This is a genomic window from Homoserinimonas sedimenticola, from assembly GCF_026094475.1.
In the GTDB taxonomy this organism is placed as follows: Bacteria; Actinomycetota; Actinomycetes; order Actinomycetales; family Microbacteriaceae; genus Homoserinimonas; species Homoserinimonas sedimenticola.
Genome location: NZ_JAPELL010000001.1, coordinates 2,040,989 through 2,055,044, shown reverse-complemented (window position 1 = coordinate 2,055,044; position 14,056 = coordinate 2,040,989). Strand labels below are relative to the sequence as shown.

11 protein-coding genes are annotated in these 14,056 nt (G+C 69.4%); 8 read left to right on the top strand and 3 right to left on the bottom strand.

The window, feature by feature from the left end:
- Nucleotides 1–160: 160 nt before the first annotated feature.
- Nucleotides 161–3,760 (top strand): S8 family serine peptidase, encoded by a 3,600-nt coding sequence (locus OH146_RS09820; RefSeq protein ID WP_265159918.1) that lies wholly within the window; start codon nucleotides 161–163, stop codon nucleotides 3,758–3,760.
- Between the two features lie 59 nt (nucleotides 3,761–3,819).
- Here the strand turns inward: OH146_RS09820 and OH146_RS09815 are convergent, their stop codons facing one another.
- Nucleotides 3,820–4,251: an Hsp20/alpha crystallin family protein gene (locus OH146_RS09815; protein WP_265159915.1), complete on the bottom strand. Its 432-nt coding sequence runs from the start codon at nucleotides 4,249–4,251 to the stop codon at nucleotides 3,820–3,822.
- 163 nt (nucleotides 4,252–4,414) lie between these two features.
- Here OH146_RS09815 and OH146_RS09810 point away from each other — a divergent pair, with 163 nt between their 5' ends.
- The 7 genes from OH146_RS09810 (at nucleotide 4,415) to OH146_RS09780 (ending at nucleotide 11,741) form a co-directional block, all read left to right on the top strand.
- On the top strand, nucleotides 4,415–5,563 hold the full coding sequence (locus OH146_RS09810) for an ROK family transcriptional regulator (RefSeq protein ID WP_265159913.1): 1,149 nt from the start codon (nucleotides 4,415–4,417) through the stop codon (nucleotides 5,561–5,563).
- A gap of 70 nt (nucleotides 5,564–5,633) precedes the next feature.
- A complete protein-coding gene (locus OH146_RS09805; protein WP_265159910.1) occupies nucleotides 5,634–6,926 on the top strand; it encodes an extracellular solute-binding protein in 1,293 nt (430 codons plus the stop codon).
- 20 nt (nucleotides 6,927–6,946) lie between these two features.
- Nucleotides 6,947–7,828 (top strand): carbohydrate ABC transporter permease, encoded by an 882-nt coding sequence (locus OH146_RS09800; protein WP_265159908.1) that lies wholly within the window; start codon nucleotides 6,947–6,949, stop codon nucleotides 7,826–7,828.
- A complete protein-coding gene (locus OH146_RS09795; protein ID WP_265159905.1) occupies nucleotides 7,825–8,664 on the top strand; it encodes a carbohydrate ABC transporter permease in 840 nt (279 codons plus the stop codon). The genes OH146_RS09800 and OH146_RS09795 overlap by 4 nt, the downstream gene beginning before the upstream one ends.
- Nucleotides 8,661–10,031 carry a beta-N-acetylhexosaminidase gene (nagZ, locus tag OH146_RS09790; RefSeq protein WP_265159904.1) on the top strand — a complete coding sequence of 457 codons (1,371 nt, stop codon included), beginning with the start codon at nucleotides 8,661–8,663 and terminating at the stop codon, nucleotides 10,029–10,031. The genes OH146_RS09795 and nagZ overlap by 4 nt, the downstream gene beginning before the upstream one ends.
- Nucleotides 10,028–10,969, top strand: a complete 942-nt coding sequence (locus tag OH146_RS09785) for an ROK family protein (RefSeq protein WP_265159902.1) — start codon at nucleotides 10,028–10,030, stop codon at nucleotides 10,967–10,969. Before nagZ ends, OH146_RS09785 begins: the two co-directional genes overlap by 4 nt.
- Nucleotides 10,962–11,741: a glucosamine-6-phosphate deaminase gene (locus tag OH146_RS09780; protein ID WP_265159900.1), complete on the top strand. Its 780-nt coding sequence runs from the start codon at nucleotides 10,962–10,964 to the stop codon at nucleotides 11,739–11,741. The genes OH146_RS09785 and OH146_RS09780 overlap by 8 nt, the downstream gene beginning before the upstream one ends.
- Before the next feature lie 224 nt (nucleotides 11,742–11,965).
- Here OH146_RS09780 and nagA read toward each other — a convergent pair whose 3' ends face one another.
- Together nagA and purU are read right to left on the bottom strand one after the other, a co-directional pair.
- The gene (gene nagA / locus OH146_RS09775) at nucleotides 11,966–13,099 is read right to left on the bottom strand and encodes an N-acetylglucosamine-6-phosphate deacetylase (RefSeq protein WP_265159898.1); all 1,134 of its coding nucleotides are present in this window, start codon (nucleotides 13,097–13,099) and stop codon (nucleotides 11,966–11,968) included.
- A gap of 32 nt (nucleotides 13,100–13,131) precedes the next feature.
- Nucleotides 13,132–14,007 (bottom strand): formyltetrahydrofolate deformylase, encoded by an 876-nt coding sequence (purU, locus tag OH146_RS09770; RefSeq protein WP_265159895.1) that lies wholly within the window; start codon nucleotides 14,005–14,007, stop codon nucleotides 13,132–13,134.
- Nucleotides 14,008–14,056 lie beyond the last annotated feature (49 nt).

Genomic DNA, 14,056 nt, shown 5'->3' with positions numbered 1-14,056 from the left:
GATGCACCCCATCTCGTCCTCCAGAGGGAGGACACCAGATCACGGATTGGTAACGAGTAGGTAGGAATACCCCCCACGCGGGGGTAGACGGATGCTTATAGTTCCTCTGGTCTCGCCCTTTGGCGACCACTGGCGCTCCCCCTCGAGAACTGGACACTCCGTGAAGCTACGCCTCGCCTCCACACTGGCCGCCGTCGCACTCGTTGCGACCTCACTCGTGGGGGGAGGGACACCCGCCGCTGCTGCGCCACCATCCAACCTCGGGGGCACGATCGGCTCGAGCGGCCAGACCGCCTTCACCCCCGGCCGCTACATCGTGACGCTCGCCGACAAGCCCGTCGCCACCTATGACGGCGGCGTGCGCGGCTTCGACGCCACGACTCCTGAGAAGGGCGAACAGCTCAACCCCAAGCGGCAGGCCGTGCAGGAGTACGACGACTACCTCGTCGACACGCAGAGGGAGGTTGCGGCATCCGTCGGCGCCGAGATCGACGCCTCCTACACGCTCGCGACCAACGGCTTCTCGGCCGACCTCACGGTCGAGCAGCTCGCGGCGCTCTCCGCCAACAAGATGGTCGCCTCGCTCGTGCCCGATGAGCTCAAGCAGGTGACCGAGGTGCAGCGCTCGACCGAGTTCCTCGGCCTTGAGGGTGAGAACGGCGTGTGGGCGGCCACCGGCGGTGCCGAGACCGCGGGCGAGGGCGTCGTGGTCGGCGTGCTCGACACCGGCATCGCCCCCGAGAACCCGGCCTTCGCGGGCGAGCCGCTCGGCACGACGGCGGGCCCTGAGCCCTACCGCGAGGGCGATGCGATCGTCTACGCCAAGAGCGACGGTGGCACCTTCCGCGGCGCCTGCGAGACGGGCGAGCAATTCACCGCCGATGACTGCAACACCAAGGTCATCACGGCCCGCTACTTCGTCGCGGGCTTCGGCGCGGTCAACCTCGGCGGCACCGACCTCGGCGAGTACGTCTCCCCGCGTGACGGCGACGGGCACGGCTCGCACACCGCCAGCACGGCCGCGGGCAACCTCAACACCCCCGCGAACGTCGCGGGCCAGGACTTCGGCACCTTCAGTGGCGTCGCCCCGGCCGCCAAGATCGCCGCCTACAAGGTCTGCTGGACGGGCCCGGACCCCGCCGACACGGCAGACGACGGATGCACGACCACTGACCTCCTCTCGGCCATCGACCAGGCCGTGGCCGACAGCGTCGACGTCATCAACTTCTCCATCGGCGGCGGCTCCGCACAGAGCACGGCCGAGCCGACGGACCTTGCGTTCCTCGGCGCCGCGGCCGCCGGCATCTTCGTCGCCGCCTCGGCGGGCAACGCCGGACCGGGTGCAACGACGCTCGACAACGCGTCCCCCTGGATCACGACCGTCGCGGCGAGCACCATCCCCAACTACGAGGCCACCGTCGAGCTGGGCAACGGCGAGCAGTTCGTCGGGGCCTCCGCCACAGTCGACCGGACGGAGGGCGCCGAGCCCGTGAGCGGGCCCCTCGCCGCGGCATCCGACCTCGCCCTCCCGGGGGCGGAGCAGGCGAACCTGTGCCTCGCGGGCACGCTCGACCCGGCCCTCACCGCCGGCAAGATCGTCGTCTGCGAACGCGGCGTGAGCGCCCGCGTCGACAAGTCCGCCGAGGTGGCGCGCGCGGGAGGCATCGGCGTGGTGCTCGTCAACGTCGACTTCAGCTCGACCGACCTCGACACGCACATCATCCCGACCGTGCACCTCGACGCCGACGCCCACGACGCTGTGCTCGCCTACGCGGCGACTCCGGATGCCACGGCGACGCTGCTGCCCGGAAATCTCACGGGCGTCGAGACCCCCACGCCGCAGGTCGCGGGCTTCTCCTCGCGGGGACCCATCGAGGTCGACGGCAGCGACATCATCAAGCCCGACATCACGGCACCCGGCGTGGGAATCCTCGCCGCGACCGCGAACCCGCAGGACGGCGAACCGACCTACGCGTTCCTCTCTGGCACGTCGATGTCATCGCCGCACATCGCGGGCCTCGCGGCCCTCTACCTGGGCGAGCGCCCCACCGCGACGCCCGCCGAGATCAAGTCGGCCTTCATGACGACCGCCTACAACACGGTCGACCGTGAGGGCGCACCCGTGACCGACCCCTTCACGCAGGGCGCCGGGCACGTCGACCCGACCGAGTTCTTCGAGCCCGGCCTGCTCTACCTCAACGACACCCCCGACTGGCTCTCCTACCTCGAGGGGGCCGGGTATGACGTGCTCGACCCCGCCGTCGAGCCCATCGACCCGAGCGACCTCAACCTCGCCTCGATCGGCGTCGGCTCGCTCACGGGGACTGAGACGATCACACGCAGCGTGACCTCGACCCAGGCGGGCACATTCACGGCGGCGATCAACATCCCCGGCATCCAGGCGACGGTCGAGCCCTCGACACTCACCTTCGCCGCGGCCGGCGAGACCCAGACGTTCACGATCACGGTGACGCGAACGGATGCTCCCCTCGACGTCTTCTCGACGGGCTTCCTCACCTGGACGAGCGGCTACACCGAGGTGCGCAGCCCCATCGCCATTCGTCCTGTGACGATCGTGGCGCCCGACGATGTGACGGGCGAGGGCGTCTCGGGAGCCGTCGACGTGACGGTGACCCCGGGTGGGACGGGTGAGATCCCGCTCCAGACGACGGGCCTCACTCCGGGCATCCTGCACCCCGACCCCACGGGCGTGGAGACGGAGCATTCCGGCTCGGGCACCAACGGTGACTCCTTCACCTATGACGTGACGGTTGCGGAGGGCGCGGAGTACGCCCGCTTCGACCTCGACTCGATCGACGACACGGCCGATCTCGACCTCGTGGTCTACCAGCTCAATGCGGACGGCGTGCCCATCGCGGGCTGGCAGTCAGCGAGCGGCGCGGCCGATGAGCGGGTGAACCTCGTCGACCCGGCACCCGGTGCCTACCGGGCGATCGCCTCCGTGTATGCCGCGAACCCGCCGACCGCGTTCGACTTCACCAGCTACGTCGTCGTGCCGGGCGGGGCGCCCCTTGCACTCGACCCCTCCGTGCTGCCGGGTGTGCAGGGCGAGCCCGTGACCTACACGGCATCGTGGGCAGGCCTCGAGCCCTACAGCCGCTACCTCGGGCTCATCGAGTACGGGAAGACGGGCGAGTTCACGGTGCTGCAGGTCACGACCGCGGAGGGCGCAGAGCCGGAGGCCCCCGTCAACACGGCTCCCCCGACCATCTCGGGTGAACCCGTCGTGGGCGCGACCCTCACGGCAAGCCCGGGTGAGTGGGACTCCGAGGATCTCGAGTTCAGCTACCAGTGGCAGGCCGACGGGGTCGACATCGAGGGTGCCACGGGCGCCGAATACACGGTGCGCCCCGAGGATGCCGGCGCCGCGATCTCGGTCGTCGTGACGGCGAGCGCCGCGGAGCGCCCGAGCGGCACCGCGACGTCCGAGCAGGTCGTCATCGCGCACAGCTCGACGACCAAGCTCTCACTGTCGAGCAGCATCGGCTTCTCGTGGCAGCGCATCACAGCGCGGGTGACGGTCGCGAGCGGGGCTGAGTCGACCGAGGGCACCGTGATCGTGCGCGTCGACGGCCGCCAGGTGGCGTCGACCCCGCTCGAGGCGGACGGCTCGGTCAACGTGCGGCTCCCGCGCATCCGCTTCGGCGCCCACAAGGTGCAGGCGGAGTTCGTGCCCGCCGACTCAGGAGTCGTCACGGGCAGCGACAGCAACACGCGCCGGCTCTGGATCCTCTTCTAGGCTCAGCACGACGAAGGCCCCCGAGCGTGTGCTCGGGGGCCTTTGCTGTATGAGGAGTGCTACGCCGTGACCTCGGGGCGTGCCTCGCTGCGCGGGGCCGAGAGCACCTCGACCTTGCGCGGCTTGGCCCGCTCGCTGATGGGGATCATGACGCTGAGCACGCCGTTGTCGTAGTGCGCGCTGATGCGGTCGGTGTCGAGACCATCGCCGAGGTTGAGCTGGCGCATGTAGCTGCCGCTCGGGCGCTCGTGAGCGAGCCACGTGACGCCCTCGTCGCTGCGCGGGGTGCGCTCTGCGCGGATGGTCAGCACCTGGCCGTCGATGTCAACGTCGATCGAGCCCGGGTCGACACCGGGCATGTCGGCGCTCAGCACGTAGTGGTCGCCCTCCTTGTGGAGGTCGATGGGCATGAGCCTGGGGCTGCGCTGCGCATCGAAGAGCTGTGCGGCAACGCGGTCCAGTTCACGGAACGGATCGAAGGTCATAGCCATAGTTCGTCAACTCCTTCACGTATCGGCCGCTTTCGCGGGGTGCGATCTGTACCTTGAGTCACTTCGACTCAACTTGCTTAGAGATTAGCACTCTCGACACGAGAGTGCCAGTTTCGGAAAAAGTTCTTGCAATAGGGTTTGTTCGTAAGGTGTACTAACAAACATGACACGGGAGTCCTTCGCGGGAATACGACAGCTCAGGCCCAGCCGCAAGCTGCTCCCCGAGCACGCGCGCGGTCACAATCGTTCCCTCGTGCTGCAGACCCTCTACCGCGCGAGCGGCAAGAGCCGTGCCGACCTCGCCCGTGACACCGGCCTCACCCGCGTCACGATCTCCGACCTCATCGCCGAGCTCATGCTCGAGGGTCTCGTCATCGAACTCGGCCAGCGCGAAGGCGAGGCGCGCCCCGGCAAGCCGGCGACCCTCCTCGATCTCAAGCGCGACGCCTTCCAGATCGTCGGCATCGATCTCAGCGCCTTCGAGATCTTTCGCGGCGCGCTCCTCAGCGTCGACGGTGAGGTGCTCCACTCGGCCGAGATTCCCCTCGCCGGCAGCACGGGGGCGGATGCCACAGCCAAGGTCTTCGCCCTCGCCGAGGAGCTCGTGGCCGCCGCCACCTCACCCGTGCTCGGGATCGGCGTCGGCTCCCCCGGCGTCGTCGCGCTCGACGGAACCGTCCTCGGCGCCCCCAACCTCGGCTGGCGGCACGAACCGCTCCAGACCGCCCTCTCAGCCCACTTCGACCTGCCGGCCGTCGTCGCGAACGACGCCAACGCGGCCGTGCTCGCCGAGCACAGCTTCGGCGGCAGCGAAGGCGACCTCATGCTCGTCAAGGTAGGGCACGGCGTCGGAGCCGGCCTCCTGCTGGGCGGCTCCCTCCTGCACGGCAGCCGCTTCGCCGCCGGTGAGCTCGGGCACGTCGTCGTCGGCACTCACGGCGGTCCGCTCTGCGTCTGCGGCAAGCACGGATGCCTCGAGACCTGGCTAGCGACGCCGAGACTCGACGCGGCGCTAGCGGAGGCACGGTCATCCGGAACGCCCACCGAGCCGATCCTCACGGAGGCGGGCCGGCACCTCGGCATCGCCCTCGCGCCCGTCATCGCGGCCCTCAACCTTCCGGAGATCGTGCTGAGCGGTCCCCGCGAACTCCTCGACGGCGCCCTCACGGACGCCGCCGTCGACACCCTGCGCAACCGAACCATGGCCGAGATCCATGGTGAGCTCTCGGTGCGCATGACCACCCTCGGCGAGGACATCGTCGTGCGCGGCGCCGCCGCCATGGTCCTGTCGAAGCAACTCGGGGTCTCCTGACCGCGAGAGGCGTGGCGGCCGCCCGGCCGTCGCGAAGCAGCACCACCCGCACCCAAGAGAAGGAAACGAAATGACGAGGAAGAAGACGCTCGGCCTCATGGCCGTCGCGACGGCATCCGCCCTCATTCTCGCCGGTTGCTCCACCACCGAACCGGCCGAAGCAGGCGGCACCGACATCACCCTCTGGCTGATGGGCGGTGACACCCCGGACGAGCTGCGCGACTACCTTGCAACGGAATACGCAGACGCGACCGGGGGCACCCTCACTATCGAGGAGCAGTCGTGGGGCGACGCCATCGCGAAGCTCACCACGGCACTGCCTGACGCCGAGAATACCCCCGACGTCGTGGAGATCGGCAACACGTGGTCGCCCACCTTCACCAATGCGGGTGCCTTCAGCGACTTGAGCGACATGTATGAGGAGCTCGGCGGCGACAAGCTGCTCGACTCCTTCGTGGAGGTCGGCACGGTCGACGGCGCCCACTACGCCCTGCCCTACTACTTCGGCTCGCGCTACGTGTTCTACCGCAAGGACATCTGGGCCGCCGCCGGCAAGGAGGTGCCCGAGACGCTCGAGGAGTTCAACGCGACTGTCGCCGACCTGGCGAGCGACACCCAGTCCGGCTTCTACATCGGCGGCGAGGATTGGCGCAACGCGATCTCGTGGGTCTTCGCCAACGACGGAGAGCTCGCGGTCAAGGAAGGCGACGAGTGGGTCTCGACCCTCTCCGACCCGAACACGATCGAAGGGCTCGAGCAGTTCCAGGCGCTCTTCCAGAACGCCTCCAACGCGCCCGTGACCGAGGCCGACAGTACCCCGTGGGTCAACATCAACAACAACGAGTCGACGGGTGCCCCCGAGTCCGCCACCATCATCGCCCCCGGTTGGGCGCACTGGTCGATCGGTGACCTCGCGCCGGACCCCGAGGACGACACCAAGACGGTCGCCACGTGGAACGACGACGTCTTCGGCGTCTTCCCGCTCCCCGGCAAGGACGGTGGCGCGGCCCCCGTCTTCGCGGGCGGCTCCAACATCGCCATCTCTGCGGCGAGCCAGAACCAGGATGCGGCGCGCGAGCTGCTGAAGATCATCTTCAGTGAGGAGTACCAGCAGATGCTCGGCGAGAACGGGCTCGGCCCCGGCAACACGGACTACGTCTCCGCCCTCGGCGACGACCAGTTCGCGCAGGCGCTCATCGACTCCGCCGTCGCCTCCAAGCTCACCCCCGCTGCACCCGGCTGGGCCGCCGTCGAGGGCTCCGGCCTGCTGGAGGAGTTCTTCGGCAAGGTCGCCGCCGGCGGCGACATCGAAGCCCTCGCTGCCGAGTACGACGAGCAGATCACGCCGCTGCTCGCCGGCTGACATCAGAAAGGAGGGGCGCCGTGAAGCGCATCCCACAGGCACTGCTGCTTCCGGCGCTCCTCATTCTGCTGGTCGGCCTCGGCTACCCGGTCGGATGGCAGCTCGTCACCTCACTCCAGGAATACGGCCTCGCCCAGCAGTTCGGCCGGCCGGCGCCCTTCGTCGGCTTCGCCAACTACCTCGAATTGGCGAGCGATCCCACCCTGTGGGCCGTCGTCATCCGCTCGATCGTCTTCTGCGTCGTCACGGCCACGCTCACGCTCGTCGTCGGCATGGCGCTGGCCCTGCTCATGATGGCGGTCGGCCGCATCCCGCGGCTCATCCTGCAGATCGCCCTCCTGCTCGCGTGGGCCATGCCGGTCGTCGCCGCCATGACCGTCTGGATCTGGCTCTTCGACCGCCGGCGCGGGGTCATCAACTACCTGCTCGACCTCATCCCCGGCGTCGACATGAACCGCTTCAACTGGCTTGAGCAGCCGAGCACCTTCTTCATCGTCGCGAGCATCATCGTCATCTGGATGTCGGTGCCCTTCGTCGCCTTCTCCGCCTATGCCGGCCTCACGCAGGTCTCCGAGGAGGTGCTCGAGGCGGCCCAGCTCGATGGGGCAAGCGGATGGCAGCGACTGAAGAACGTCATCCTGCCCATGATCCGCCCCGTCATCATGATCGTCTTCCTCCTGCAGCTCATCTGGGACCTGCGCGTCTTCACGCAGATCACGATGCTGCAGGATGCCGGCAGCAAGTCGGGCGCATTCGACCTGCTGGGCACCTATATCTACAAGCTCGGAACCCGCGCACAGGACTTCGGCATGGCATCCGCCGTCTCGATCCTCGTGCTCGCGATCACGATCGCGCTCAGCTGGTTCTACGTGCGCAGCCTCATGAAGGAGGAGGAGGCATGACCCGCATCCGCATCGCGAAGACCCTCTGGGGTGCCCTCGCGATCATCATCGCGATCGCGTGGGTGTTCCCCGTCTACTGGATGGTGAACTCCTCGATGCTCCCCACCTCGACCCTCGAGTCGTTCACGCCGACCTTCCTCCCCTTCGGCGGATCGCTCGACAACTTCGCGGCCGCGCTCGCGGATGGCGACTTCTACTCGGCGCTCGGCATGAGCGTGGCCGTCACCCTCATCACCGTGTTCTTCTGTCTGCTCTTCGCCTTCTTCGCGGCGGTCGCGATCAGCCGCTTCCGCTTCCGCGGCCGCAAGAGCTTCATCATCGCCGTGCTCCTCGTGCAGATGCTCCCCGCCGAAGGCCTCTTCATCGCCCAGTACAAGATGATGGCGAGCGTCGGCCTGCTCAACTCGGTCATCGGCGTGAGCATCATCTACATCGCGGCCGTCGTCCCCTTCACGATCTGGATGCTGCGGGGCTTCGTCGCCGGGATCCCCGCCGACCTCGAGGAGGCCGCCATGGTCGACGGGCTCAGCCGCACCCAAGCCTTCCTGCGCATCACCTTCCCCCTCCTCGCGCCCGGGCTCGTCGCATCCGGGGTCTACGCCTTCCTGCAGGCGTGGAACGAGTTCACGGTCGCGCTCGTGCTGCTGCCCGCCGAGTCGGCGCAGACCCTCCCGCTGTGGCTGCGCGGCTTCGTGCAGGCAAGCGCGACCCGGGCCACCGACTGGGGACAGGTCATGGCGGCCTCGACCCTCGTGGCGGTGCCCGTCATCATCTTCTTCCTCATCGTGCAGGGCAGGCTCACCTCGGGCCTCGTCAGCGGGGCGGTGAAGGGATGAGCGACGCACTCGGCACCCTCATGCCCGGCTTCGTGGGGCTCGCCCTGCCCGACTGGCTCGAGGCGCGACTGCGCGAGGGGCTTGGCGGGGTCTGCATCTTCGGCGACAACATCGAGTCGCTCGCCCAGCTGCGGGAACTCACCGACAGCATCCGCGCGGCCAACCCGGATGCCCTCATCGCGATCGACGAGGAGGGTGGCGACGTCACGCGGCTCTACTACGGGCAGGGCTCCCCCTACCCCGGCAACGCCGTGCTCGGACGCCTCGACAACCTCGCCCTCACCGAACGGGTCGGCGCGGCTGTCGGCGAGCAGCTCCTGGCCGTCGGCTGCAACCTGGACTTCGCCCCGGATGCCGACGCCAACTCCAACCCCGACAATCCCGTCATCGGGGTGCGCAGCTTCGGCGCCGACGCCGAACTCGTCGCCCGCCACACCAGCGCGTGGGTCTCGGGCCTGCAGTCGGCGGGGGTTGCGGCATCCGTCAAGCACTTCCCCGGCCACGGCGACACGGCGCAGGACTCGCACCTCGCCCTGCCCGTCGTGGACCGCTCGCTTGAGCAGCTGCGGCAGCGCGAGCTTGTGCCCTTCGTCGCGGCGATTGCGGCCGGGACGAAGACGATCATGACCTCCCACATCCTGCTGCCACAGCTCGACCCCGAATCGCCCGCGACGCTCTCGCGGCGCATCTTGCAGGGGGTGCTGCGGGAGGAGCTCGGCTTCGAGGGCGTCATCGTCTCCGACGCCCTCGACATGGCCGGCGCGAGCGGCGAGATCGGCATCCCCGCCGCCGCCGCACGGGCCATCGCCGCGGGCTGCGACCTGCTCTGCATCGGCACCGACAACACGGATGCTCAACTCGCCGAGATCGTCGAGGCCCTCTCCTCGGGCAGCATCTCCCCCGAGCGACTTGCCCAGGCCGCCAAGCGCAACCGCGCCCTCGCCCGGGAACTCGCCGCGCCCTCGGCGCCCCGCTTTGCAGCCCCCACCTTCGACCCGGCCGAGACCGCGCGCGCCTTCGACGTCCGCGTGGCGCGCCCCTCCGGCCCGCACACCGTCATCGTGCTCGAGACGGAGGCCAACATGGCCATCGGCACGGCGCCCTGGGGACCGCGCGGCGCCCTCCGGCTCCGCAACGGCGAACCGCTGCCCAGCGCCGAGGGCACCCTCGTGATCGTCGGGCGCGACAACCACCGGCACGACTGGGTGCGGCGCCTCGTGGACGACGTGAGAGCGCAGCATCCGCCGGTTGTCGTCATCGACATGGGCTGGCCCGGCGACGACCGCGCCTACGCCGACATCGCCACCTTCGGAGCGTCACGGCACGTCGGCGACGCGCTCGAGGCGTGGCTGGCGGGCACACTGTGAGCGCCCGGCTGCGCCTCGGCGTCGACATCGGCGGAACCAAGACAGAGGCGGTCGTGGTCACGCCTGCCGGCGACATCCTCGCGCAGGCACGCCTCGACTCCGGTTTCGGCCCCGACGCCGTGGTCGCCACAACTCTCGACGTGATCCGGCGCGTCTGTGCCGACGCCGGCATCGAGCCGCGCGAGACGAGCATCGGCGTGGGGATCCCCGGCGCTATCGACACCCGCACGGGAACCGTCTCCCACGCCATCAACCTCGGGCTCGAACACCTTCCCCTCCGCTCCCAGCTGCGCGAAGCCCTCGGCGCCGATGTGAGCATCGAGAACGACGTCAACGCGGCCGCCCTCGGGGCCTTCCACATCATGAAGCGACCGGCCGAGAGCTCCATGGCCTACCTCAACCTCGGCACAGGCCTCGCCGCGGGGCTCGTGCTCGACGGGCAACTGTGGCGCGGGGCGCGCGGCGCCGCGGGCGAGATCGGCCACATCCTCGTCGACCCGAACGGTCCCCTCGACCTCGACGGGCAACGCGGCGGCCTCGAAGCCATGGCCTCAGGATCCGGCATCGCGCGGCAGTGGGGCGCGGGCGAGCGGGGCACCGTCACCGCCGTGCTCGATGCGGCGGACGCGGGCGACGAGCGCGCCATCGCGATCCGCACACGCCTGCACGAGAGCGTCGCCGCGGCCGTGCGCATCCTCGTGCTCACGGTCGACGTCGATGTCGTCGTCATCGGGGGCGGCATCTCCCGCCTCGGCGAGCGCCTCACCGCCGGGGTCGAGGAGGTCTTCGCGGGGTGGGCATCCGTCTCCCCCTTCATCGCGTCGCTCGACCTGCCGGGGCGGATGCTGCTGCTCCCCGACGGCGCCCCCGTCGCCGCCCTGGGTGCCGCATGGCTTGGCACTGCCGCCCCCGCAGCCCGGGAGACGAGCCGTGGCTGAAGTCGTCATCGTCGAGAGCGCTGAGGACGCGGGAGAGATCGCGGCGTCCCTCATCGAGACGCTCGTCCTGCGGCGGGCGGACGCGGTGCTCGGCGTCGCCACCGGCTCGACCCCGATCAGCACCTACCGCACGCTCGCAGCGAAGAGGCTCGACCTGACCCGCGTGCGGGCGTTCGCACTCGACGAATACGTGGGGCTGGAGCCGGGGCATCCGGAGTCCTACCACTCCGTCATCCATCGCGAGGTGACCCTGCCGCTCGGGCTCTCCCCCTCGCTCGTGCGGGTGCCGGGCGACAGCCTGACGCGCGGGGCGGATGCCACGGCTCTCGACAGCGCCGCCGAGGAGTACGAAGGCGCCATCGCCGCCGCAGGGGGCATCGACCTGCAGATCCTCGGCATCGGCGCGACCGGGCACATCGGCTTCAACGAGCCGGGCTCCTCCCTCGCCTCCCGCACGCGCGTCAAGACGCTCATGCACCAGACGCGGCTCGACAACGCCCGCTTCTTCGACAGCCTCGACGACGTACCGCGGCACTGCATCACGCAGGGACTCGGCACCATCCTCGAGGCGCGGCAGCTTGTGCTGCTGGCGTTCGGCGAGCACAAGGCCGAGGCGGTCGCGGGCGCCCTGGAGGGCCCCGTGAGCGCGAGCACACCGGGGTCTGTCGTGCAGCTGCATCCGCACGTCACGGCGATCGTTGACGCGGCGGCCGCATCCCGGCTGCGCTTCGCCGACTACTACCGCGACGCGTGGGAGAACAGGCCGCGGTAGTTGCGCCTCACTCCGGGAACTCAGGAAAACCCGCGCCGCGCACGTTTCGGAAATTCAGGAAAACCGCGTCGCGCCCATTACGGAAACTCAGGAGATCAGCACTCATTGCAGCGTTCAGCCGCAGCTTCAGGCCCCCCGCCCGGCGGTTTTCCTGAATTTCCGAAGGGGCGGGAGAGCGGGGCCGACGGGTCTTCCTGAATTTCCGAAGGAACGGAAGAGCGGGGTTACAGCCGCCGCCCCGCCGCCCACACCTGTTCGACGTCCCACCCGTCGAGCACGACGAGGTCGGCTGCGTAGCCGGGTGCGAGTCGGCCGAGTCGCTCGCCCAGTCCGAGCACGTGTGCGGGGGTCGCGGTGAGCGCCGCTACGGCGGCGACGGGGTCGATGGAGGCGTCGCGCACGGCGCAGCGCAGAGCCTCGTCCTGTGTGAGGGTGGAGCCCGCGATCGTCGTCGTGCCACTCAGGAGGGCCCGGCCGCCGCGCACCGAGACGTTGAGTTCGCCGAGCCGGTAGTCGCCGTCGTTCTCCCCCGTCGCGGCCATCGCGTCGGTCACGAGCGCGATGCGACCCGGCGCGGCGAGGAAGGCGGAGCGCACGACATCCGGATGCACGTGCACTCCGTCGAGGATCAGCTCGAGTGTCACCCGCTCATCGGCATAGGCCGCCACGATAGGGCCGGGCTCGCGGTGATGGATGCCGGCCATCGCGTTGAAGGCGTGGGTGAGGAGGGTCGCACCGCGCTGGAACGCTTCACGGGCGGTCGCATGGTCTGCTTCGGTGTGGCCGACGGCGACGACGACACCGGCGGCGACGAGCCGGTCGATCGCGTCGAGCGCGCCGGGCCGCTCGGGGGCGAGCGTCACCTGGCAGAGGGTGCCGCGCGCGGCCTCGATGAGCGACTCCAGTTCGATCGCATCCGCCTCGCGCAGATGGTCCGGGTGGTGGGCGCCGCGGCGGGCATCCGCCAGGTAGGGGCCTTCGAGGTGGGAGCCGAGGATGAGCGGGTCCTCCTCGACCAGGTCGGCGACCGTCTCGAGACTGTCGCGCAGCATCGCGATGGGGTTGGAGACGAGGCTGATGACGGAGCGGGTCGTGCCGTGGGCGCGGTGGGTTGCGAGGGCCGCGACGATGTCGTCGTCACCATCGTCGAAGGCGTGCCCGCCCCCGCCGTGGCAGTGCAGGTCGATGAAGCCGGGCGTGATGGTGCGCCCCGACAGATCGATGACGGATGCTGCGGCCGGCGCATCACCCGTGCCGACCTGCACGATCGTGTCACCGTGGACGAGCATCCAGAAGTCGTCGACGATGCCGTCGGCATCGATCTTGCTGGCCCCCGTGAAGACGGTATTCCCCGACATACTCTCAGCCTACGCCCGCGCCGCCGCCCTGCTCAGCGGAAGATGATGGTGCGGTGCCCGTCGAGCAGCACGCGGTTCTCGGCGAACCAGCGCACCGCCTGCGTGAGGGTGCGGCTCTCCTCGTCCTGCCCGATCGCCATGAGCTCCTGCGGCGACTTGGTGTGGTCGACGCGCACGATGTTCTGCTCGATGATGGGCCCCTCGTCAAGGTCGCTCGTGACGAAGTGGGCGGTCGCGCCGATGATCTTCACGCCGCGGGCGTGCGCCTGCCGGTAAGGGTTGGCCCCCTTGAAGCCCGGCAGGAAGGAGTGGTGGATGTTGATCGCGCGTCCCTCGAGGAACTCGCAGAGCTCGGGCGAGAGGATCTGCATGTAGCGCGCGAGCACGACGAGCTCGATGTCGTGCTGCTCGACCTCCTCTCGGATGCGCGCCTCGAATGCCGCCTTCTCGCCGGGGTTCGTGACGGGCATCCGCTCGAAGGGCACGCCGTAGAACTCAGCGAGACCGCGCAGGTCGTCGTGGTTGCTGAGCACGAGGGGTACATGCACGGGCAGGTGGCCGGCGCGCTCCCGGAACAGCAGGTCGTTGAGGCAGTGCGCCGCCTTCGAGACGAGCACAAGAGTGCGCAGCGGGCGGCCGACGATGTCGAGCTCCCAGCGCATCTCGTAGCGGGCGACGACGGGGGCGAGCGCCGCCTCGAACTCCTCCCGCGTCGCCTGGGACTCGACCTGCAGGCGCATGAAGAAGTTGTCGGTGTCGAGGCTCGAGAACTGCTGCGACTCGGTGATGTTGCCGCCCGCCTCGACGATCGCTCCACTGAGGGCGTGCACGATTCCAGGCTTGTCGTTGCAGACGATCGTGAGCACCCAGTGGGTGGTTTCGGCGGCGGAAGTTGGGAGCGAGTTCACGACACCAGACTATTGGGCGCGTAGACTTGCCCGGTCGTCGCGCGGCCTG

Coding starts and splice junctions, on each gene's coding strand:
- OH146_RS09810 (WP_265159913.1), top strand. CDS start 4,415: ATGACACGGGAGTCCTTCGCGGGAATACGACAGCTCAGGCCCAGCCGC.
- OH146_RS09805 (WP_265159910.1), top strand. CDS start 5,634: ATGACGAGGAAGAAGACGCTCGGCCTCATGGCCGTCGCGACGGCATCC.
- nagA (WP_265159898.1), bottom strand. CDS start 13,099: ATGTCGGGGAATACCGTCTTCACGGGGGCCAGCAAGATCGATGCCGAC.
- OH146_RS09815 (WP_265159915.1), bottom strand. CDS start 4,251: ATGGCTATGACCTTCGATCCGTTCCGTGAACTGGACCGCGTTGCCGCA.
- nagZ (WP_265159904.1), top strand. CDS start 8,661: ATGAGCGACGCACTCGGCACCCTCATGCCCGGCTTCGTGGGGCTCGCC.
- OH146_RS09795 (WP_265159905.1), top strand. CDS start 7,825: ATGACCCGCATCCGCATCGCGAAGACCCTCTGGGGTGCCCTCGCGATC.